Source organism: Spirosoma oryzae, assembly GCF_003002825.1.
GTDB lineage: Bacteria > Bacteroidota > Bacteroidia > Cytophagales > Spirosomataceae > Spirosoma > Spirosoma oryzae.
The window spans coordinates 22,208-43,054 of record NZ_PVTE01000026.1 but is presented as its reverse complement, the minus strand read 5'-3'; the positions used below and the strand labels follow the sequence as shown (position 1 = coordinate 43,054).

Below are 20,847 nucleotides of genomic sequence, written 5' to 3'. Positions count from 1 at the left end.
GTAAGTAAATGGCTATTGGCTATTTTAACTGAATACCCATTACCTGAACCGTCGATGTGGTTGCCTGCGGGCCATCGACCAGTCAACAACAGTAAATCGTATGCGTCTGAACCAGTATCTGCGGCAAGCGTTGCTAATTTGTAGCCTGACAGGCCTGTTTCTTACCTCCTACGCGCCCAGCCGGGCTCAAACCACCGACAGCACCGCTACCCGACGGGACACGGTTGCCGCCGTCCCGACCGTTCCCGATACGCTGCTGAAGCTACGGCTGGCCAAACTCCAGAAAGACATTCCGCTGAACTATCATAAAGCGGTTCAGGCGTACGTCGATTATTTTACGTTTCGCCGGGCCAGCACGACCAAACTGATGCTTGAGCGAATACCGCTGTTTTTTCCGCTTTACGAAAAAATGCTGGCGCAGTACGACATGCCCGACGAGTTGAAATACCTCTCGGTCGTTGAGTCATCGCTAAACCCACGGGCGGTGTCACATGCGGGGGCGGGTGGTCTGTGGCAGTTCATGCCCGGTACCGGCCGCGACATGAAACTGTACCAGGACGATTATGTCGACGAGCGTATGGACCCGGTAAAAGCCACCGAAGCGGCCTGCAAATACCTGCGCGATCTATATACCATTTTCGAGGACTGGGAATTAGCCATGGCCGCCTACAACTGCGGGCCGGGCGTCGTCAAACGAGCGATGCGCCGGACGGGCGGTACGACGTATTACGCCATCTACGACGCACTACCGAAGGAGACGCGCGGTTACGTACCGCAATTTGTGGCGTTTACGTACATCCTTAACCACGCAGCCGACCACGGCATCGTCGGCGAAAATTTCCAGTACCCCATCCCGACGGACACAATGCAGATTACGGGTTATTTCAATCTGGAAACGTTTGCCAAACACGGTCGTGTCCCGCTGGCCGAGTTGCAACGGATGAACCCGGCTGTCACGACAACCATTCTACCCGAGTACACCGATCACTATCCGTTGCGCGTTCCCCGGCAGCATGTTGCCTACGTACGCAGTCATCGCCAGGCCATCATGGATTCGGCCAGTCGCATGCCGGTCGTTATGGACCATATGCTGATGGCGAAGGGTGAAGACGTTCGCTATGGCAACGATTCGATGAGTGGCTGGAACCGGCTTGGTGCCAACGGGCTCGCACTTGCGTCGCCGACACCCATGACTGGTGAGGAAGAGCCCGGCACGGAGTCGGCGCGAAAAGCAGCCGTAGCGGCTAAACTCGCGGTGGCAGAACCAGCCGATGAGACCGACGAAGACATCGAAACGGTCGTGCTGAAGAAGCCGAAGAAACAAACGTACGTCGTCAAACGGAAAGACAATCTGGGCGATATAGCCGACCGGTATCATGTCGACCTGTACGACCTGAAACGCTGGAATCACCTCAAATCGAACACACTACAGCCGGGTCAGACGCTGACGATCCTGAAAGAAGCGGCTGAAACCCGCTCGGAGCGACTGGCGGAGCAGGGCACGGCCAAAGCACGTCATAAAGCGGAAGCTGTTGCCAAAACAAGACACATCAAACCCCGGTACCACCGCGTCCAGGATGGCGACACACTCTGGAATATTGCCCAGCGTTACGACGGTCTGACCATCGACCGGCTAAAGAAGCTTAACAACATCAAAACCACGTCGTTACGGCCGGGGCAGAAGCTGATCGTAGGGTAAGTGGGCCGTTCACGAACGTAAGCTTGCTGATACACAGTCTTTTCGTAGGTTTACGGTTATGCGCGACTTCACTAGCTCCTTACTCGTAGACTTATCAAGTTACCCCGCTACTCAGCCGGTCCTGTTGACCATACGTGGGGGCGATGGCGACGTTAACTACACGGTTTTCAAGGATTTTACGGGCCGGTACGCCTACGGCAACATCGTCAACTACGCACTTGGCCACCCGGCCGAGCTTCGGGGTAAATCGTTACTGACGGTTACGCTGGTTACGGATACCAATCCCTTTACGAACCGCACCAGCCTTTGGTTTGTGGTCAACGATCATCGGTTCGCCCCGTTCACTGCCGACGCCGATGCCGATAACGGTACCGTCAGTTACAGCATCACCCTTTCCTTCGTCTGACCATGCGCCACTCCTCCTTTCGCTGGCTGCCCGGACTGGTCGCCCTCCCCTTACTGGTCAACGCGCAGGATCTGCGGGTCGATGATCTACACGCGGTTTCGTCGCCCGCCACGACAATCCTCGGCGTTCAGCCCGCAGAAATTGCCCGGCCGAAAAGTTACAAGGCGCTCGAAACAGCCTTGCTGACGAATTTCAGTTCGGGTAGCTCCTGGCAAATTCCCGTTAATTACGCGCTGGAGGTTACGCCCTACTGGTTTAAGCCACGCGACATCAGCGTACGGCAGCTGATGAACCCGACGACGGGAGCCTCATTGAAACAGTCGTTTTCGATTTCGGTAGCTACCGGTCGCCGGGCTAGCCTGTTCGACTCGACCCGGACGATTCAGCAAGTAGGCTTCGGTCTGCGGGCAACGCTTTTCCCCGGTCAACTGACAACGGCTTTCGATACTGATCTGGCCGCCCTGACGAGTCGAATTGCTATCATTGCCCCAGCCCGCTACATTCTGGAAGCCGGTCGGGGCAAGACCTTTGCCAACGGTAACGCACTCCGGGCTTACCTGGATAAGGAATTCGGCATCGTCATCAACGATCGTATTACCGACAAAGCGTATATCCGCGATTTTACCCAGTTGCAAATCGACGTAGTCGAATCGGTATTGCTGGGCCGTTATCCCGAAAATAATGCCCAGTGTCAGCTACTGTTGGGGCAGATGATTCTGAAACTGAGCGACTACGACAAGACCTATAAACTGGCGGAACTGGCCAAAAAAGTAGAGCGACACTATTATTTCCGCAAAGGCTTCCGCATGGACGTCGCGGCTGCTTCGTCGGTCGAATTTCCAACCAACGACTTTGATTATTCGACGCTGGCCAAGTACGGTATCTGGGCTACGCCGGGTGGCAGCTGGATCTGGAACAATGTCAATCTAGAAGTACTGGGGTTGGTGCGGTTCATGAGCAATCAGGTCGTTACGGACCCGACGCGCAACTGGGACGTTGGCAGTCGGGTGGCGGCAAACTGGCGCCGGCTGTCACTGTCGATCGAATACATTCATCGGTTTCAGAACACGACGCTGCAACGGACTTCCCTGCCGACGGGCCAAACTGACCGGCTGCTGCGCAGCGATCAGGATTACCGGCTGGCGATGGGTTTCGAGTATCACCTGTCAGATCGTTTTGTGCTGGCATATGCGTTGGGCCGCAATTTCTCGCTGAACACGGAATTCAACGGTAATCTGATTTCCATCCTTAGCTTCAACGCTGGCTTAAGCGGTCCGACCGTAAAAATCGCCGACTAACCGGGACAAAAAATTGCCCCGACCGAAACCACCAGTACTGATAAATCGGTCGGGGCAACAAATGGGTTTCTTCCGGTTTACTTACCGGATTTTGACTTCTCCTCGGCCAGTGCCAGCTTCACCGCTTCGTACAGATTGACAACGCCACCCGTTTTCGACAGGGTCGCAAAGTCGACCATCGTGCTCGATTCCGGACGACGCACTTTCACATGGTACGGCGTGGCCGACGCCAGAATGATTCGCTTGATATCGGCATAGGTCAGCTTGGGAAAGTACGACTTGAGCACGGCAGCAACACCGGCTACAACGGGCGAGGCCATGCTGGTACCGTTGTTGTTCTCGTATTTGCTGCCTGGTACGGTCGAATAGATTTCTTTGCCCGGTGCAAACACGTCGACGTCGCGCTTACCGTAGTTCGAAAAGCTGGCGACCAGTTCGTTGTTGACGGGTTCTGCACTAGCTCCTACCGTAATTACGTTCGGTACCGCCGTTCCATCTTCAAAGCGCGGAGCCGGATAGTTCATCGCGGTATCGATGTCTTTTCCATCGTTACCAGCCGCGTGAATCAGCAACACCCCCTTCGAGTACGCGTAACGTTCGGCATCTTCCACCGCCTTACGCTGGGGCGAATAATCTTTGCCAAAACTCATGTTAATGATCTGCGCCCCATTATCGACGGCGTACCGGATCGCGTTGGCTATATCCTTATCGCGTTCGTCGCCATTGGGAACAGCCCGCACACCCATGATTTTTACGGCGTCAGCGATACCCATTACCCCCAGATTGTTGGTCCGGTCGGCACCGATAATACCGGCTACGTGCGTCCCGTGATCGGGATCGGGTCCGTTAATATCGGCATTACCGTAATTCCGCTGATTGACATCATCCGGGTTGTCGCCCACAATACTGCGGCTGTCGAAATCGGGGTTGTAGTTGTATTCGGCACGGGTTTTCAGCTGCTCGTCGTACTTACCCAGCTCCGATTTCATTACTTCAGCATCGGCAACGCCCTGCTGACGCAATACCTGTAGAATACCGCCAACCGGCCGGCGCAACTCGGCATTCGACAGCGTATCAAGTGCTTTAGCCAGCGTTGCCGTGTCGAGTTTAGGAACGTTCAACGCCTGTTTGATCGCGTCGACCGCCATCGCGTACTGCGTGTAAAAGCCGTGAATCCCTTCGTACTGCGACTTGTACTGCGCCTGGTTCTTGGTAACCTCATTCTTCGCTTTTACGTACAGATCGTACTCTTTCTGCTGGGCGGGCTTCAACGTCTTCCGGTCTTTGCCTTCGTATTGCGACCGTAGTTTGTTGTAAATCCGGGTAATCTCTACCGTCTCGTAGCTGACGTTCCGCCCATCTTTACCGCCGATAAAATTCCAGCCATGAATATCATCGACGTAGCCATTCTTATCATCGTCGATGCCGTTGCCGGGGATTTCGCGGGGATTTGTCCAGAGCACGCTTTTAAGATCGACGTGGCTCGTATCGATACCGCCGTCGATGACAGCGACAAGCACGGGGGTAGGTTTTCTATTGGCCAGTAGTTCGCGGTAGGCCCGATCGACACTGATACTCGCCGTACTGTCTGTTTTATCGCGCAGATACCACTGCGTTTCCTGCGCCGATGCCGTTGCCGCCATACACAGCCCGGCCGACGCCCATAGGATGATTTTCTTCATGCACAGAGAACGAAATTTTTGCGTAAAACAAGCCCACTCCCTGTTCACAATCTCGTAAAAAAGGTTAAAATCTTTCTTACGGCTTGCTATGCAGACTATTACGGTAGTGTTCCTCCAGCGCGTCCATGCCAAAATCGTTTGTCAGGTCGCGTACGACGGTATGAATGTGGTTGGCGTTTGTCTGTGTATTGTCGTATTCAATCAGTATGGTTGGGCCATGAATCCGGTAGTACCAGCCTTTGCCGGCCCCGACCGTTGGGGTCAGGTCGCCCGCCCAGGCAAAGCGCAGTTCGTCAAGTCCGGCTTTCGTTAGCTTATCCAACTGCTGTTTCGCCAGCGTAACCCGATAACGTCCCATGTACACCTTCAGCAAGTCCGTGAACAAGGCTCGTTGGGTTGGTGTCATATCGCCCATACGCAGACCATCCATTCGGTCGAGCGACAGTTTGCGTCGGTTGCCGGTTACGATATCCGGATAGGCCACAGCAGCTAACGTGGCCCGCCTGACCTGGGCCGTGTCGAGCGACGCCAGCAATGCGAAGGCATGCATCGTTTCTTCTTTTAGCACCTGCTTTCCCTTCTCCGGGCCATCGATTCGCACAACCGCCGGATTGCTGCCAAAGAAGATAGGGGTTTGTGCCAGCACGCGCCCTTCCCCGCTCGGCCCTGCTACAATCAGAAACTGCATCGCCAGATGATGTCCATCGACGCGCCAGCTCCAGGGCTCCTTGCCGGAAGGATCACCGAAAACTGAAAAAGCGTATTGATCCGGGTCGCGGTACGTATCATTTGCCGGGCGATTTTCGATTACACGCAGCACATTTTCCAACGCCATGATACCGCGTGCTTTGTCGTATCCTTCCTGGCTCAGACTACTTTTCAGCAGTTGCAATGCCGCCTGCTTCTGCGCAGCATTCATGGCGCGAAGGGGCACCCCCTTTCGGTCGCGGGGAATATAGTGCCAGTCGAAACGCTCTTCGTCGTCAAACCGAAACACGGCCTGCTTTCGCTGCTCCGCCGTCAATGACTGAAGAAAAGTCTTCGCATGCGTCTGTATATCGTCCCGCAGGTCGGTAGCCGCTTTTGCAGCGTTTGTCACCGACTGGCCCTGTGCTGGTATACCCCAACAAATCAGTGCGTTCACTACACCATAGACAACTAGTAGCCCTGTCGTACGCATAAGCAACCCTCCCACTTTTTAATCAACAACCAGCACTGTTTGCTAGTTAAAAGAAAATAAATCTCTGGCCTACCCACCATGTCTACACGGCCTCCGCAAGACTCTACCGGACTATTGGATCATCTGACCATGCGCTATCTGCGCCGGGCACTCGATGCAAGTCATCCGACCGATGAGCCTTACGTGATGAGCGACGTTGAGATTTTCCTTACCCAACGCGTTGTCTACGCAACACTCTTCACAACGGGATTCATCAGCGCGCTGACCGTACTCCTGTTTCAGTTCTCCCGTTTGTCCTGGCCCGACTTTTTCGCGAAGACCGACGTAGCCTTTGCTAACTCGACCGTTACGCTACCACTGATTACAATCCTGTACGCACTGTTGCTGCTTTATCTGGCGGTGTATTTGACTACGGCAGTGAATCGATTGGGAGCTAAAGCAATTGCGCAGATTTGTCAGTTTCCGCGCCTGCATGATCTCCGTTACGAATACCATACTGAGACGATGTTCCGGATGGCCCGTTCAAAGCGGCAACCATTTCGACTTGGCGTGGGAATCAGAGCGTACATGGCCTGGTCGCGGTCGGGGCTTCTGATTTACTTCGCAGTCAGTACCGTAATCGGCTTCATTGTCAGTACCCTCGTTAGTCAATGGCTATCGGCCTATTTATCGCCGTCGATTGCAGTCGGGATTGGGCTAATCCTGTACACGGGATGGCTCGTGTACCGTGCCTGGCGCGTACAGTTCGAACTGCGGATTCGTATTCTTGCTCCGCTGACCATCCGTAGTTTCGTCAATGAGTTACGCGAAGAATGGCATACCGATGAGCAATTTCAGGAGATCGTGACCGATGCACTCAACTTTGCCGGTATTCTATCCAGCCTGCACATATACGTTCACCTGCTATTGGCTGAAACCCTGACGGATCGTGTCAGTGCTGCCGTCCTCCCCCACGCTCCCGACGATTTTATGCCCAAAATGGCAGCGTTACCAGTTGCTATGCAACGCAGTGTCGAGCGGTTGTTGCTATTCAGCATGCTTATCGACGGCCATTTCACCGGCACAGAGCGTAAGCGGCTGAAGCAGTTACAGGATCAGAAACTGCTGACGTACACAATGAATGACATAAAGCAGCTCCGCGACGATTACATTGCGGGAAAAGGTTTGTGGCTATAGCGAAGAAGGAAATTAGACAAAGAAGAAAGATGGCTGAACCTGCGAAGACGCAGACTAATGAAGACAAACAAGAAAAGGAGGTAAAAGTCAGCTTGTCGCATCATTTCACCTCCCTTTCTTTGACAGTCAATGTTTTGACTCTGAACTTGTCTATACAGAGCAGAACCGTTCAGGCTTCTAGAATTGACACCGCAGCGACGAAATTAAGCCGGAGATTTGTCCAGCTTCGTGACCCGAACCGCGTTGATTCGCTTATCATCCGCGTCTGTTACGGTAAAATTAAACCCGGCGTATTCTGATTCATCACCCGTAGTGGGTAGTCGCCCAAACAGTTCGAGCAGCAAACCACCCAGCGACTCGCTGTCGCCCTGAATCGTTTCAAAGGTAGTCGCGTCGACATTCAACACCCGGCACACGTCCGTGAGCGGAGTCTTTCCTTCGAATACTACCGTCCGCTCGTCCTCACGCTGATAGCCTTCCGGCGTTTCATCGTCGAATTCGTCGTTGATATCCCCAAAGATTTCTTCGATAATGTCTTCGAGCGTCACCAGCCCGCGCGTACCGCCGTATTCGTCAACGACGATGGCCATGTGTACCCGCTTCTTCTGAAAGTCCTGTAGTAGATCGTCGACCTTCTTGTTTTCAGGAATAAAGAATACCGGCCGCATCAGCGACTGCCAGTTGAATGAGTCATCGGCGTGAATGTGCGGCAGCAAGTCTTTTATGTAGACGATACCTTCGACCGTATCGAGCGACTCGCCATATACCGGCACCCGTGAATAGCCCGATGCATTGATCTGCTCGATCAGTTCCGAAAATGTAAGATCATCGCAGACAGCGGAAATATCGAGCCGGGAGCGCATCACCTGCCGGGCAGTCAGGTTGCTAAAATTGACGATCCCTTTCAGAATCTCTTTTTCTTCGGTGGTCGCTTCGGACCCAGTCAGCTCTACGGCCTGACTTAACTCCTCCACCGATAGTTTGTACCCCCGTCGTTCGATACGCTTGTCAACCTGATTACTCAGATTCACCAGTAATACCGCCAAGGGCCGGAAAATGGTTAACCCGATTGAGGCTAGTGTAGCCGTCCGGCGGGCAACCCGCAGGTTGTTCTGGCTGGCATACACTTTCGGAACGATCTCGCCGAAAAGCACGATAGCCAATGTCGTCAGTGTGGTTACGCCAACCAGCAACCAGTTCGACTGATTCGTGTCGTGCATGTATTCCCAGGTCAGGAAACTGATGATAACGACAATGGCGAAGTTGACGATGTTATTGAAGATAACCAGCGATGCCAGCAGCCGTTTCGGCCGCTCCAACAAGGTGGCAATTTGCTGGTAGCCCGGCTCACCGCTTTGCCGGCAGCGACTCCGGTCGTCGGGTGAAAGCGAGAAAAAGGCGGCTTCAGAAGCGGAAACCAGACCAGCCAGCGTAATCAGCAGCAGAACAAGCGCCAGATACGGGCCAAATAACGTAAGATAGGTGCCCCAGCCTAAATCGGCTGAGAGCACCTGTCGAGAAAGCGGATCACCAGGGTCCATGTATTGTGAATCTTAGTAAGCAATGCGGGGCTTAGAACGGTAAGTCGTCATCGCCACCGTCGAAGGGCGCGGGTTCAGGCTGCCGCTGCGGACGCGTTTGCTGCACGGGTGCCTGCGGACGCGGAGCCGACTGCTGGGGGGCCGGTGCCGCCTGCTGACGGGGTGCTGCTTGCTGCGGTGCCGAAGCGGCCTGTTGCCGGGACGCTTCGTACTGATTATCGGCACCACCATCGCTGTTGGGGCTACCCAGCAGTTGCATGGTGTTAGCCCGTACGCGCAGCGAAGTCCGTTCTTTACCTTCTTTATCGGTCCAAAGTTCCGTCCGCAGGCGGCCTTCCACGTAGACGGAATTACCTTTCTTCAAGTACTTCTCGGCAACCTTGGCCTGTTCGTTCCAGAGTTCAACGCGGAACCATTCGGTCTGTTCGACCTTTTCGCCGTTGCGGTTAGTATATTTTTCCGTTGTAGCGACGTTGAACGTGGCAACCACGGCTCCACCGTCGAGATAACGTACTTCAGGATCGGCCCCCAGGTTGCCGATAATGGTCATTTTATTCAAGCTTGCCATATGCTGTTTTCGCTTGTTGTGTTGTAAAAATAAGGTGGATTAGAACAGATAAAGATACTGAATCTTACCTATTTATCCAAGCCATTCGTTCAAATACGTCGTAACCAGAACCGGCTTCGGCAACTGGTTTATTTCATCCATAGAATACTGTCCAAACCCCGTCGGCAATGGCATAGATACCGTGTCGGGCAGATCGACCAGGAAGAACTGGCCCCGAATTCGCTGGTGCGAGAGTAACTGCGTAAGCGGCACTGGATTACCCGTTAGCCTCCCCTGCTGCACCAGTTTAGCCAACTCATCGGGCAGATTCAGGTCAGTCAACGCCGTAATGGGTTCGTCGGTTTCCACCAGCCAGAAATCGTACAGATTTTGCCAAATATCACGCGCCGTTCGCTCGCGCATCACCAGCTTACCGTTCTGCCGCAACACCAGGTAATTGAAATACCGATTCCGGACGGGTTCTTTCTTTGCCTTCACGGGTAATCGCTGCTGTCGGCCCGTCTGGTACGCATTACACGACTGCTGAAGCGGACATAACAGACAATCGGGCGAAACGGGCGTACATTGAATAGCGCCAAATTCCATAATCGCCTGATTGTACGTTGCCGGATCACTGGCCGGTTGAATCAACTCGCTGGCCAGTTTAGCAAAGGTTTTCTTCGCCCCCGTCGTTGTTATGTCCTCCGTGATGCCGAACACGCGGGCCAGTACCCGATACACATTGCCGTCGACTACGGGTACCCGCTCGCCAAACGCGAAGGAGGCCACCGCAGCTGCGGTATACACGCCAATTCCTTTGAGCGATAGCAAACCATCGAACGTCGCCGGAAACTCTGCATTCAGTTGCTCGGTTATGTAGCGGGCAGTCTGGTGCAGATTCCGGGCACGCGAGTAGTAGCCCAGGCCCTGCCAAAGTCGCAGTAATTCGCGCTCATCGGCCAGCGCCAGATCGGTGACGGTTGGGTACGCTTCCACGAACCGCTCATAGTAAGGTCTACCCTGCGCCACCCGGGTTTGTTGCAGAATTACCTCCGAAAGCCAGATCCTGTAGGGGTCACGTGTGTGGCGCCATGGCAGGTCGCGTCGGTGCCGCTCGTACCACCCTTCGAGAGTAGGAGCAAATGCCGCTTTCACGGCGTTAGCGTCTGATTGCCAATCCAAAATAAAATGGAAAAATGCGGTCCTGGGAGTAAAAACGACCGGTCGTTACTTTTTAAATAAACCGGAAAGGCCTACATTTGCGGTCTCATTTTTGACACCTGAATTTTTCAACAACACAGTAAACGTTAAAGTTTAAGAAGTCGTGACGAAAGCAGACGTAATTGCAGAGATCGCCGATAAGACCGGAATTGATAAGGTTGAAGTGACAAACACACTCGAAACCTTCTTTACGGTGGTGAAAGACTCGCTGGCCGAGGGAGAGAACATTTATGTGAGAGGGTTCGGCAGTTTCATCAACAAAAAAAGAGCTAAGAAAGTAGCCCGTAACATTTCGCAAAACACCGCCATGGTGATCGATGAACATTTTATCCCCAGCTTCAAGCCGGCTAAGGTGTTTGTTGAGCAGGTTAAAACCAGCGAAAAAACCAAAGTTGCCGCTGAGTAATCAGCAAGTACACCCTGTTTCCCCAAAGCTTTATGAATAAATACGTGCTGTTAGTGGTCGTGCTGGCGTCGTTGCTGACGGTGGGGTTGTATACCCGGCCGAAGGTAGTTGTACGCAACGAAAGCAAGCAGCTTGGATCGGCCAGCATGGGCGAACGTACGTCAGCAGGCGCGCAGCCTACGACATCCGGTGCCACAGTCGACCGGTCTGAAATTCATGAAGCGCCGATGACGCCCGAACAACAGCAGCGCCTTAACAGCCTGCGGACGGCGTATCTGACGGCGGCTCCGGCCCAACAGGCTAAAGCCGCAGATCAACTTATTGACACATTCCGGAAAGCGAGTCGTTACGACAGTGCGGCTCACTACGCCGGTTTGGTAGCGAAAGCCCAGCCGACAGAGCAAAATCTGCTTCGGGCGGGTGACCAGTATTTTGAAGCCTATACCTTTGCCGTCGATGAAGCCAAAACGGCGGCCTTGGGTCAACAGACCCGGATGTTTTACCAGCAGTTGCTGGACAAAAATCCGAATCTGCTGGCAGCAAAAGCCAATATGGCCATGACCTACGTCAATACCGACAATCCAATGCAGGGTATCGCCTTGCTGCGGTCGGTGTTACAGCAGGACCCGAACAACGAACTCGCGTTGTTTAATCTGGGGATGCTGTCGATGCGGTCAGGGCAGTACGGCCGGGCGGTGGAGCGATTCCGTCAGATTCTGGTCAACAATCCAGCTAGCCGAAAGGCCAAGTTTTATTTAGGTGTCAGCCTGGCCGAGTCAGGTCAGAAATCAGAAGCAAAGCAGGTCCTTGCCGAGGTGAAAACCCAGGAGAAAGATCCGCAGATTTTAGCCGCGATTCACGAGTACGAAGATCGGCTGAAATAAAACGAATGCAGCGTGGTAGTTAGCACATGCATTGAATTCGGGGTTGGCCGGGTGGCCGACCGACTTACATATAACCATTAAACACTGTTTGCATTATGCCTTGCGGTAAAAAACGGAAGCGGCACAAGATTGCCACTCACAAGCGGAAGAAACGGCTCAGAAAAAACCGGCACAAGAAAAAGTAGTCTACGGTATACGGTCAGTCCGTGTTCGGCTGATTTCAGTTAACCGAAGGCTCACGACACCGTATACGGAGCACTTATTTGGAGAAGCCTCGGCCGGTCTGCAAAGCCCGAACGTGGCTTCTTTTTTTATATATAGCCATCCTAACCGTTCATTCATCTTGTGAGTAATGAATTAGTTATCAGTTCGACTCAAAAAGGTGATCGGATTGCACTCTTGCAAAACAAGAGACTGCTGGAGTATCACGAAGAAGAGTTAGACAGCAGCTTTACTGTTGGCGACTTATACCTGGGAACCGTCAAAAAACTGTCGTCGGGCCTCAACGCGGCTTTTGTCGACGTAGGGCACGAGAAAGACGGGTTCCTGCACTATCAGGACCTGGGTCCGAATATCAGTTCGCTCAACAAGTTTGTCAAAGACGTTATTGCAAAACGCGTCACCACGGGTCGGCTCGACAACGTTACCCTTGAGCCGGCTATCGATAAAATCGGGAAGATCGATAAGGTACTGACCAAAAACACCCCGATTCTGGTACAGGTGGTTAAAGAACCCATCTCGACCAAGGGTCCACGCCTATCCTGCGACATTTCCATTGCTGGTCGTTATCTGGTCCTGGTACCATTTGCCGACGGCGTCAATTTATCCAAGAAGATTACCGACCGAGCCGAGCGTAGCCGTCTGCAAAAGCTGATGCTATCGCTCAAGCCTAAACACTTCGGTATCATTGTCCGCACCGTTGCACAGGACAAGGATGTCGAAGAGCTCGACCGCGACTTGCAAAATTCGCTGGCCAAGTGGGACATGGCCATTAAAAGCTTATCAGAAGCCCGTCCAAGAGATCGGATACTGGGTGAAATGAACCGGGCGTCGTCGATTCTTCGCGACATGCTCAACGAGTCGTTCGAAAGTATTACGGTCGACACACGGGAGTCGTACGAAGAGATTCGGCAGTTCATCCATACGATCGCCCCTGAGAAAGAGAAGATTGTCAAGCTTCACAACGGCAAGACCAAAATATTTGAAGCGCTGGGTCTGGAGAAACAGCTGAAGTCCCTGTTTGGTCGCTCGGTGAGTTTGCCCGGTGGTGGTTACCTGATTATCGAGCATACCGAAGCGCTGCACGTCATCGACGTCAACAGTGGCAATAAGTCGAATTCCGAAGAAGACCAGGAAGCGACAGCCATCAGCGTCAATCAGGAAGCGGCCAAAGAGATTGCGCGTCAGCTTCGGTTACGCGATATGGGTGGTATTATCGTCGTCGACTTCATCGACATGAAGAAGCCGGAGAATAAAAAGCTCCTGCAGGATATCATGCGCGATGAGATGAAGCCAGATCGCTCGAAATTCACCATCCTACCGCTGACCAAATTCGGGCTGATGCAAATCACCCGGCAGCGTGTTCGTCCAGAAATGAACATTGTCACGCGGGAAGTTTGTCCGACCTGCGGTGGTAGTGGTACGATTCAGGCCAGCGTACTGGTTACTGACGTGATTGAGAGCAATCTCGATTACATTCTGACGAAGCAGAACGAGCGAGGTGTATCTATTGCCATGCACCCTTTCCTGTATGCCTACTACACGAAGGGCCTCTACTCGAAGCAATGGCAGTGGTACGTAAAGTACAAGACCCGAGTGAAGCTTATTAAAGACAGTTCGCTGGGCATCGTCAATTTCAAGTTCTTCAACAAAGCGGGTGAAGTGATCGAGACGGGCAGCGGTTCTTAACCTGCCACAGCCAAGCATTTTTTACCCATAGAAAAAAGGGACCCTCAACTGAAGGTCCCTTTTTTAGTTGTTGTATATAGACGGAAAAAAAATTAACACAAAATCTCCATATCGACCAGCTCATCGTACATCTCGTCGCCGATAAGTCCCTTTACCGATTCCACGGTGTCGATATTGAGTAACAAATCTCGCAGATCATCCGTAATCTCGTATGTCTGATACGAACGACGATCAAACAGGATCGGCGCTTGCTCAAGCTCGCAAAGCGAGTAACGCTCAGCGTTGAATACGGGGTGCATAATGACCGGTCTCGCCGTGCGATTAGCGGCATTGATCGGTTTCAGGAACGAATGAATATAGTTCCAGCCCTCCCATTGTCCCGGATAACGACTCAAATACAGCCAGAAAGCGTCGTAGAGTTGCTGCATAGCTGTCTGGCAGTACTGCTCGCGGTCGCTATGCTTCACAGGATAGATTGGGTCCAGACTTTGTAGAACATTCGTCATGTTCTCATCCCGGTAACTAACTACAGGTATGATCGGTACACCTGATGCGTGTGACAGGTAAGCGACGCCTTTCCGGGTCATTACCTGACGCTCGCCCATATTGACGGTCAGAAACTGGCTTTCGTCGCCCGGTTCCGGTGCCGTTTCCGGGCTTCCGTCGACATACACGATAATCGACTTACCAGCTTTCAACTCGCGCAATACGGTAAGTGCTGCTGAAGGGTGACCCGTTTCTACGATTCGGAAACCGCTGGCCATACCTCTCTCTTTGCGCAACGACTCTACGTGGTCACAGATACCATCGCCCTGCGACCGGTTTGCGTTATTCCCCATCAGCACGACACAGTCTACACCGTGCCGCAGCAGCACGCTGGTCAGTAGCCGGTAGGAGCCGAGGTGATACGTACAATAAATGCGTGGCCCTGCTCCGATCGATGTCAGTTCGTCCCCTTTTCTATCTACTAGATCACCCGCCGACAGGCAAGTCAGATCGAAGGTGGTAAACAGTTGTTGCAGCAGAATCTGCCGAAACAGCCCTTCGTGCTCGCTACGTGGGATAAACGGCATTATATTTTCCACGTTGGCCGAAAAGGTGGTGAACTTCATCAGGTACCCTCGCTCCTGACGCAAGTCGATCTGGTCGAAATGCGCTTTGCACCGAGCAAGTTCTTCCTTATATAGCGTCAGAGCAGCTGCCATAACCGTACGTAGTTGAATGGGATTTATTACAAAGAGATACTAGCCTTATTCAGCGCGGTAAAGTCTGCGGTGGGGCAGCAATCAGCGGGCTTGAGAAACTTGAGCAGGCTGGCTGATTCGTTTTTGGCGGCCGAGCTGATACCGTTCTTTACGGTGTTGATCGTTTTGATGGCAAAGTTCTTTTTCATGTCGTTGGTACTGTATCAGAGATTGATAGACTGAGTTACTTAGAGAGAGACTACAGGTTTAACCAGTGCGGTAAAGTCAGCAGTGGGGCAGCAATCGGCTGGCTTGAGAAACTTCAGCAGGTTAGCTGATTCAGCTTTGGCAGCAGATACTAGACTTTTTTTGGTGTTTATGCTCTTGATGGCGAATTGCTTGTTCATGATAGATCGAATAGATATGTCAGTTGGAATGATTAATGCGGACTGATTAGAGCGACAAAACTGGCTTGGTCAAGGCAGTAAAGTCAGCAGTGGGGCAGCAATCGGCGGGTTTGAGAAACTTCAGCAGGTTAGCTGATTCAGCTTTAGCAGCCGACAGAACATTACCTTTGGCGACATTGATGGCCTTGATCGAAAATTGCTTTTTCATGGCGATTGACTGATATAAAAGTGATGAGGTTACTTGCGTTGTCTTTTTTTGTCTCATTGACAATACAAAGGTACCCCACCCCCACAGGGCGCTCAATCGCAGAAAAGTCTCATTAATACGTTAGGTATTAGTCAATATTTACTAGTATCTTAGTTTAGATTTTTGATAAGGGCAGTATGACGACGATACAGCTAACCAGAAAATATTTACGGAACCCGATCTATAGTATCGGCGTCCTGCTGGTTATCGTACTGGCAATGGAAGGCGTTTCCTGGTCTTATATATACAGTTCCAAGCTTGCCAGACTTACACAGTACGGGGGCTTTTTGCCTTACATGTGGTTATTCGTTCGGAGCATCGTCTTACCGGAAGTAGTCACCGTGCTTGTGCTGCTTAGCCTGCTTAATCAACAGCATAAGCAGTTCGGGCTTACTTCACTCGAATTGAAGCCTGAGGTGATCCTTCGCTATCAGCTTAAGCTGCTTCCAACTGTATTACTAGCCTTCTTCATATTCAATCCGATTACGGAAACCGTCCGGTTCGTTTTTCAGAAATTCCCGGATTACTCGTTTCAGAACTACCTCAACTCGTTCCTCATCGGCACCTTTACGGGGGAAATGTACCTGCGGTACCTCATTCCAATCTTGCTCATCGCCTATGCATCTGTCAACATATCGCTTATATCAGATTACCTGCGCGAGCGGCAGAAGGCGCAACAGGCTGCCGAGTCAGAGTCAGCAATGATGGCACAGGTGATAGACCAACTGAGTAATCCGCCCGTGCAGGAAGCCGTTCAATCAGACAATCCATTGTACCTGCGCGGAAAAGACGCTAATGGTGAAATCACCTTCCTGTCGACAGAAGCTTATTTCTTCACGGTGGAAGAACGCCAATACTACGCTGAGCACCCCCGTGGCCGGTATCTGATCACGAAAACCCTCAACGAACTTGATCAGGAACTCGACCCCAGCGTTTTCTTTCGTATAAAGCGCGATTATATAGTCAACCGAGAGGCTGTACTTAACTATGCTTACTGGGAAAACGGCAAATATATAGTTCGACTCAACACGCCCGGCAATCACGAGGTTATTGTTCCCCGGGCCCGGATGCACGAATTCAAGGAATGGTTACAAGGTAACATTCCGCCCCGCTCGAACTCCGACGCTAACTCCTTCGAGGTATTCTCGTCTTGACACTCACAGGTATTTCCGGACAGAAATACCGTATTTGGGCAGTTGACGACAGCCTTCCAAGTCAAGTTTTTTAGCGATGTGCGCCTTATGATTGATCGCTGTACGATAGCTAATCCCCAGATTATCCGCTATTTCGTCTGTTGTCCCCCCATCGGCAACCATACGGAGCACTTCCCGTTCACGATTGGTCAGGCGGTTTAGCGCGGTTCGTGTCTCATCGGAGATTATATCTACCCCGTAATCCTTCAGTAAAGACATAAACCCGTTACTGTAGTAACAACCGCCACTGCTCACGGTGTGAAAACAGCGGTACAGCTCGTCCAGACTGTCGTTGGCATACAGAAAGCCAAAAAAGCCGATTTGCATTGCCTTTGCCACCATTCGGGCATCAGGTTTGCTTGTATACAGAATAAATTTGGTCTGGTAGTTGGTCGTTCGTAGTTCTTCTACGATGTCGAAACTTTGCCGCCCGGATATTTCCGATTCAAGTATCACGCAGTGTGGTCGCTTGACCCGAATCTGCTGAAGCGTATCTTCCATTTCGACGGCCCTACCCACTACATTGTACCCCTGCTCTTTCAGCAGCTGACTCAGGACCTCACAATTGAACAGTTCCGACTGCGCAACCAGTATGGAGAAGTCTCGACGGCGAATCGCAAAGTTTTTAGCAGACTCCTGATTTTTGATGGACAAGTTCATAGGTTTCAGTGGGCATATCGCGAATCAGACGATCGAATCTACTAGTCTATATGGGCAATCAACAAGCCAAAAGGTGCGAAATCACCCTTTTCCTGCGTGAAATCACTCAAATCAATTCGTTGATTTCACGCAGGAAAAGGGTGATTTCATGCGTATACGCTTGCGTTCGCTACGCACGCCTGTATACTTTTGATCAACGGAAAAAAAACGAGATTTTAAGTTAGGTATCGTATGAAAGGTCAAGAGCAATCAGTATCGGCTACTTACGAGGCATCAGCTGTAGAAGTGCAGAACTTGATTTTGGATTGGGTAGAAGCGACAGAGCAATTTCATAACCGGTATGCCAAATTAACGGAAGTTATCAATTCCCTTCGAGGTGGTTCGCGTCGGCAGGACTCAGCTACCCGTATGCGACTACGGCAGTTGATGACGCTGCGTCAGCACATGAGCGACGTACTGATGACGTTACTGATGGACATGAACAATCCCAAGATCGGTAAATTTCAGTCGTCACAGTCAGGTCAGCTTCACTCTCATGCCAGACTGCTGAGTGACCTGAACCAGGAAATCGACGCAGAACTGGTTAACGGCGCTTCGATGATTAAGACCGTAGCGCAAGCATAGTGTTCAATTTCCCCGCTATAAAGGTAAGGCTCTTCGAAATCGAAGAGCCTTTTTTGTACGCGTCTAGTAAAAAATTACTACAGGAAAGCCGGAAAAATTACTACGTATGGTCATTGGAAAGACAAACTTGGCTCTTTCGTTTACAGACGAGTTGAATCACACGCCTATTACATACTTCGTTGTTTACGCATTATCCCGAAATGACGGTACCAAGTAAACGTGAGATCTCCATATCCACTCGTTTCATACCCATAAATTCAAGCATCAACCGGTCTGCTTCATCGGGAGAGTTAGCTGGCTCGCGCATTTGGGCCTGTATCTGACTCATCCGTTGCTCAGCCAGCATTTTCTTGATCCGAAGGATATTCCGATAGGCAGCATCGGCCAGAATACCGATCTCCTCCTCGGATGGTACGAATATCTCGTGCTTCTGCCAACCATCGCTGATCTCATAGCGCGGTGTGGTCATATGGATAGCCTGCTCCTGTATGGCCTGCTCAGTACTGACGCGCCGATTCAGAAAATCGGCGGCTAGCAGAATGTCACCCTGTGCGTATGCCTCCCGATACAGCGTCAGGATCAGGTTGTACGGCGAGGTTTGAAAGTCAATATCATCCAGTTCACTCAATACGTACTGACAAAGCGTAATACCCGGTTCAAGCTCACGGGCCCCGTGATTCAGCAGTAATCGAATACACTCAGCCTCCTGAAGTGCTAAAGGTGTCTGTACCGTTTTCGCTTGCGCTGCCGGCCGGGCAGGCGCATCAGGTATGACAATATCTGGCAGGTCCGCGTCCGAATCGCTCAGGCTACTCAGCAACGCGTTGATATCATCGGTCGTAGCCGCTTGCTGCGGTGCCGGAGCAGCCTGCCGATTAGTAGCTTCTGTCCGATGTTGCTGCCGTTCGGCTTCCTTTTGCCCCTGCTCCTGCTGTTTGCGTAACAGCCGATTTATCTCCGAGATAACCGATTGTTCACTGACATGAAAAACCTGCGCAACCCGCTGCGACAAGGTTTGTCGTTTCAACAGATCGGGGATGCGGGTGATACTGGCGCACACGTCCGATATACCTTCTGCCCGCTTGAGTGGATCGTCGCCGGCTTCGGTTAACCATCGACTGGCTTTGAAATCGATGAAGTCCTGTGAATGCTGTTTTATGTACGCTTTGAATGCTTCCGCGCCGACCTTATGCACGTAGCTGTCGGGATCTTCCCCATCAGGCAGCAGCAGCAGGCGCAGGTTCAGCCCTTCCTCAAGCACCATGTCGAGACCACGCAGGGCCGCTTTGATACCGGCAGCGTCGCCATCATACAGGATCGTGATGTTAGGCGTAAAGCGAGCCACCAGCCGTATCTGCTCCGTCGTTAGCGACGTACCCGAGGATGCAACGACGTTCTTGATACCCGCCTGATGTAGCGAAATAACGTCCGTATACCCTTCCGTCAGAAAGCAAACATCTTCCTGCCGGATTGCCTGCTTAGCCTGGTAGATGCCGTACAGAACCTGGCTTTTGTGGTATACGGTAGTCTCTGGCGAGTTTAGGTATTTCGGCTGGTTCTTGTCGGTCTTGAGTATGCGGGCACCGAAGGCAATAACCCGCCCGGACACGTTATGGATCGGGAACATGACCCGCCCCCGGAAGCGATCGAAGGTTTTCGTTTTCCCGCCCCCATCGGCTTCCTTCCGCAGAATGAGCCCCGCCTTCTCCAGCATATCGGGGTTGTAGCCCCGTTTGATGGCGGCTTGTAGCAATCCGTCCCACTGATCAAGGCTATAGCCCAGTTCAAAGGCGTCGATAGTCGGGTTAGTAAACCCACGTTCCCGGAAGTAACTCAGGCCAATGCTCTTCCCCTCATCGGTCTGCTGCATCAGCTCCTGGAAGTACGTCTTGGCGAAGTTCAACGCAATCAGCAGGCTTTCCCGCTCATTCTGCCGCAGCAGTTCTTCCGGTGTTTGCTCCTGCTCCTCGATCTCGACACCGTATTTCTTGGCCAAGTACCGTAGCGCTTCCCCGTAACCGATATTTTCGATATCCATTACGAAGCGTACCGCATCCCCCGCCTTGCCGCAGCCAAAGCATTTGTAAATCTGCCGGACCGGATTAACGTTGAATGATGGCGTTTTCTCGTTGTGAAACGGACAGCAGGCAATGTAGTTACTGCCCCTTTTTTTCAGCGACACGAAGTCGTTAATAACCTCCAGAATATCACTGGCCTGCCGAATGCGCTCGACGGTTTCCTCAGGAATCCGCATGACTGGTATTTGTTGATGCTGCTACTCAAAGATACGTCGAAACGCGGAGAACGACGCCCGTTTTCAACGCATGAGGCTCAGCAACTCATCGCGCAGGGGTCGGTCGCTGCGCAAGTCGTAGACAATGCCTTGCCGGTCTAACTGGTCGACGAAGGCGGTGTATTGCTCTTTCTCCACGCTTAACACGTACCAATTCTCGTAAGGGTCATTGAAGAGTTCAACTTCGGTCAGCGCGGCTTTCCGCTGTAGCGCCCGGTATTGTTCGTAAGAGACATTGCCCTGCCGAATAAGGAAATACCACATAGTCGTAAAAAAAGCCCGACCTGCTGA

The 20,847-nt window shown here is 52.1% G+C and carries 21 protein-coding genes; 9 read left to right on the top strand and 12 right to left on the bottom strand.

Annotated features, from left to right (window positions below; translation table 11 throughout):
* Positions 1–100 precede the first annotated feature (100 nt).
* From CLV58_RS22760 to CLV58_RS22750, 3 genes are read left to right on the top strand one after another with little or no spacing between them, the layout of a single operon-like run.
* A complete protein-coding gene (locus tag CLV58_RS22760) occupies positions 101–1,699 on the top strand; it encodes a lytic transglycosylase domain-containing protein (RefSeq protein WP_106140140.1) in 1,599 nt (532 codons plus the stop codon).
* A 58-nt stretch (positions 1,700–1,757) separates the two neighbouring features.
* Complete coding sequence (locus CLV58_RS22755) at positions 1,758–2,105, top strand: hypothetical protein (RefSeq protein WP_146141512.1); 348 nt, start codon at positions 1,758–1,760, stop codon at positions 2,103–2,105.
* A 2-nt stretch (positions 2,106–2,107) separates the two neighbouring features.
* Positions 2,108–3,403 carry a hypothetical protein gene (locus tag CLV58_RS22750; RefSeq protein ID WP_106140138.1) on the top strand — a complete coding sequence of 432 codons (1,296 nt, stop codon included), beginning with the start codon at positions 2,108–2,110 and terminating at the stop codon, positions 3,401–3,403.
* Positions 3,404–3,480: 77 nt separating this feature from the next.
* On the opposite strand, the gene CLV58_RS22745 is transcribed toward CLV58_RS22750, so the two are convergent.
* Both CLV58_RS22745 and CLV58_RS22740 read right to left on the bottom strand, forming a co-directional pair.
* Positions 3,481–5,085, bottom strand: a complete 1,605-nt coding sequence (locus CLV58_RS22745) for a S8 family peptidase (protein ID WP_106140137.1) — start codon at positions 5,083–5,085, stop codon at positions 3,481–3,483.
* Between the two features lie 76 nt (positions 5,086–5,161).
* A complete protein-coding gene (locus tag CLV58_RS22740; RefSeq protein ID WP_245882425.1) occupies positions 5,162–6,184 on the bottom strand; it encodes a DUF3500 domain-containing protein in 1,023 nt (340 codons plus the stop codon).
* A 210-nt stretch (positions 6,185–6,394) separates the two neighbouring features.
* Between CLV58_RS22740 and CLV58_RS22735 the strand changes: the two genes are divergently transcribed.
* Complete coding sequence (locus CLV58_RS22735; RefSeq protein ID WP_106140135.1) at positions 6,395–7,441, top strand: LBF_2804 family protein; 1,047 nt, start codon at positions 6,395–6,397, stop codon at positions 7,439–7,441.
* Positions 7,442–7,644: 203 nt separating this feature from the next.
* Here the strand turns inward: CLV58_RS22735 and gldE are convergent, their stop codons facing one another.
* From gldE to mutY, 3 genes are all read right to left on the bottom strand, one after another.
* Positions 7,645–8,982 (bottom strand): gliding motility-associated protein GldE, encoded by a 1,338-nt coding sequence (gene gldE / locus CLV58_RS22730; RefSeq protein WP_106140134.1) that lies wholly within the window; start codon positions 8,980–8,982, stop codon positions 7,645–7,647.
* 31 nt (positions 8,983–9,013) lie between these two features.
* Positions 9,014–9,550, bottom strand: coding sequence for a single-stranded DNA-binding protein (locus CLV58_RS22725; RefSeq protein WP_106140133.1), 537 nt, complete (start codon positions 9,548–9,550; stop codon positions 9,014–9,016).
* 72 nt (positions 9,551–9,622) lie between these two features.
* The gene (mutY, locus tag CLV58_RS22720) at positions 9,623–10,711 is read right to left on the bottom strand and encodes an A/G-specific adenine glycosylase (RefSeq protein ID WP_106140132.1); all 1,089 of its coding nucleotides are present in this window, start codon (positions 10,709–10,711) and stop codon (positions 9,623–9,625) included.
* A 142-nt stretch (positions 10,712–10,853) separates the two neighbouring features.
* On the opposite strand from mutY, the gene CLV58_RS22715 reads away from it, so the two are divergent.
* The 3 genes from CLV58_RS22715 to CLV58_RS22705 all read left to right on the top strand — a co-directional run bounded on the left by CLV58_RS22715 (position 10,854) and on the right by CLV58_RS22705 (position 13,948).
* Positions 10,854–11,156 carry an HU family DNA-binding protein gene (locus tag CLV58_RS22715; protein WP_106140131.1) on the top strand — a complete coding sequence of 101 codons (303 nt, stop codon included), beginning with the start codon at positions 10,854–10,856 and terminating at the stop codon, positions 11,154–11,156.
* Between the two features lie 32 nt (positions 11,157–11,188).
* A complete protein-coding gene (locus CLV58_RS22710; RefSeq protein ID WP_106140130.1) occupies positions 11,189–12,040 on the top strand; it encodes a tetratricopeptide repeat protein in 852 nt (283 codons plus the stop codon).
* A gap of 345 nt (positions 12,041–12,385) precedes the next feature.
* Positions 12,386–13,948 carry an Rne/Rng family ribonuclease gene (locus CLV58_RS22705; RefSeq protein WP_211300894.1) on the top strand — a complete coding sequence of 521 codons (1,563 nt, stop codon included), beginning with the start codon at positions 12,386–12,388 and terminating at the stop codon, positions 13,946–13,948.
* Between the two features lie 92 nt (positions 13,949–14,040).
* Here the strand turns inward: CLV58_RS22705 and CLV58_RS22700 are convergent, their stop codons facing one another.
* From CLV58_RS22700 to CLV58_RS28495, 4 genes are read right to left on the bottom strand one after another with little or no spacing between them, the layout of a single operon-like run.
* A complete protein-coding gene (locus CLV58_RS22700) occupies positions 14,041–15,153 on the bottom strand; it encodes a lysophospholipid acyltransferase family protein (RefSeq protein WP_106140129.1) in 1,113 nt (370 codons plus the stop codon).
* A 26-nt stretch (positions 15,154–15,179) separates the two neighbouring features.
* Entirely contained in the window at positions 15,180–15,341 is a 162-nt protein-coding gene (locus CLV58_RS28505) for a hypothetical protein (RefSeq protein ID WP_170108769.1), read from the bottom strand.
* Positions 15,342–15,380: 39 nt separating this feature from the next.
* Positions 15,381–15,539, bottom strand: coding sequence for a hypothetical protein (locus CLV58_RS28500; protein WP_170108768.1), 159 nt, complete (start codon positions 15,537–15,539; stop codon positions 15,381–15,383).
* A 46-nt stretch (positions 15,540–15,585) separates the two neighbouring features.
* Positions 15,586–15,747 carry a hypothetical protein gene (locus CLV58_RS28495; protein ID WP_170108767.1) on the bottom strand — a complete coding sequence of 54 codons (162 nt, stop codon included), beginning with the start codon at positions 15,745–15,747 and terminating at the stop codon, positions 15,586–15,588.
* Positions 15,748–16,082: 335 nt separating this feature from the next.
* Here CLV58_RS28495 and CLV58_RS22695 point away from each other — a divergent pair, with 335 nt between their 5' ends.
* Entirely contained in the window at positions 16,083–16,940 is an 858-nt protein-coding gene (locus CLV58_RS22695; RefSeq protein ID WP_245882424.1) for a LytTR family DNA-binding domain-containing protein, read from the top strand.
* A gap of 3 nt (positions 16,941–16,943) precedes the next feature.
* On the opposite strand, the gene CLV58_RS22690 is transcribed toward CLV58_RS22695, so the two are convergent.
* Complete coding sequence (locus tag CLV58_RS22690) at positions 16,944–17,639, bottom strand: LuxR C-terminal-related transcriptional regulator (RefSeq protein WP_106140127.1); 696 nt, start codon at positions 17,637–17,639, stop codon at positions 16,944–16,946.
* Between the two features lie 408 nt (positions 17,640–18,047).
* Between CLV58_RS22690 and CLV58_RS28820 the strand changes: the two genes are divergently transcribed.
* The gene (locus tag CLV58_RS28820) at positions 18,048–18,263 is read left to right on the top strand and encodes a hypothetical protein (RefSeq protein ID WP_245882423.1); all 216 of its coding nucleotides are present in this window, start codon (positions 18,048–18,050) and stop codon (positions 18,261–18,263) included.
* A gap of 190 nt (positions 18,264–18,453) precedes the next feature.
* On the opposite strand, the gene dnaG is transcribed toward CLV58_RS28820, so the two are convergent.
* Positions 18,454–20,517 (bottom strand): DNA primase, encoded by a 2,064-nt coding sequence (gene dnaG, locus CLV58_RS22680; protein WP_106140125.1) that lies wholly within the window; start codon positions 20,515–20,517, stop codon positions 18,454–18,456.
* A gap of 63 nt (positions 20,518–20,580) precedes the next feature.
* Positions 20,581–20,820 (bottom strand): hypothetical protein, encoded by a 240-nt coding sequence (locus CLV58_RS22675; RefSeq protein WP_106140124.1) that lies wholly within the window; start codon positions 20,818–20,820, stop codon positions 20,581–20,583.
* Positions 20,821–20,847 lie beyond the last annotated feature (27 nt).

Excerpts from the sequence above, each read along its gene's own strand:
- CLV58_RS22695 (WP_245882424.1), top strand. The coding sequence starts at position 16,083 with ATGTGGTTATTCGTTCGGAGCATCGTCTTACCGGAAGTAGTCACCGTG.
- CLV58_RS28500 (WP_170108768.1), bottom strand. The coding sequence starts at position 15,539 with ATGAACAAGCAATTCGCCATCAAGAGCATAAACACCAAAAAAAGTCTA.
- CLV58_RS22725 (WP_106140133.1), bottom strand. The coding sequence starts at position 9,550 with ATGGCAAGCTTGAATAAAATGACCATTATCGGCAACCTGGGGGCCGAT.
- CLV58_RS22700 (WP_106140129.1), bottom strand. The coding sequence starts at position 15,153 with ATGGCAGCTGCTCTGACGCTATATAAGGAAGAACTTGCTCGGTGCAAA.
- CLV58_RS28820 (WP_245882423.1), top strand. The coding sequence starts at position 18,048 with ATGCGACTACGGCAGTTGATGACGCTGCGTCAGCACATGAGCGACGTA.
- CLV58_RS22760 (WP_106140140.1), top strand. The coding sequence starts at position 101 with ATGCGTCTGAACCAGTATCTGCGGCAAGCGTTGCTAATTTGTAGCCTG.
- CLV58_RS28505 (WP_170108769.1), bottom strand. The coding sequence starts at position 15,341 with ATGAAAAAGAACTTTGCCATCAAAACGATCAACACCGTAAAGAACGGT.
- CLV58_RS22690 (WP_106140127.1), bottom strand. The coding sequence starts at position 17,639 with ATGAACTTGTCCATCAAAAATCAGGAGTCTGCTAAAAACTTTGCGATT.
- gldE (WP_106140134.1), bottom strand. The coding sequence starts at position 8,982 with ATGGACCCTGGTGATCCGCTTTCTCGACAGGTGCTCTCAGCCGATTTA.
- CLV58_RS22675 (WP_106140124.1), bottom strand. The coding sequence starts at position 20,820 with ATGTGGTATTTCCTTATTCGGCAGGGCAATGTCTCTTACGAACAATAC.
- CLV58_RS22735 (WP_106140135.1), top strand. The coding sequence starts at position 6,395 with ATGCGCTATCTGCGCCGGGCACTCGATGCAAGTCATCCGACCGATGAG.
- CLV58_RS22750 (WP_106140138.1), top strand. The coding sequence starts at position 2,108 with ATGCGCCACTCCTCCTTTCGCTGGCTGCCCGGACTGGTCGCCCTCCCC.
- dnaG (WP_106140125.1), bottom strand. The coding sequence starts at position 20,517 with ATGCGGATTCCTGAGGAAACCGTCGAGCGCATTCGGCAGGCCAGTGAT.
- CLV58_RS22745 (WP_106140137.1), bottom strand. The coding sequence starts at position 5,085 with ATGAAGAAAATCATCCTATGGGCGTCGGCCGGGCTGTGTATGGCGGCA.
- CLV58_RS22710 (WP_106140130.1), top strand. The coding sequence starts at position 11,189 with ATGAATAAATACGTGCTGTTAGTGGTCGTGCTGGCGTCGTTGCTGACG.
- CLV58_RS22755 (WP_146141512.1), top strand. The coding sequence starts at position 1,758 with ATGCGCGACTTCACTAGCTCCTTACTCGTAGACTTATCAAGTTACCCC.
- CLV58_RS28495 (WP_170108767.1), bottom strand. The coding sequence starts at position 15,747 with ATGAAAAAGCAATTTTCGATCAAGGCCATCAATGTCGCCAAAGGTAAT.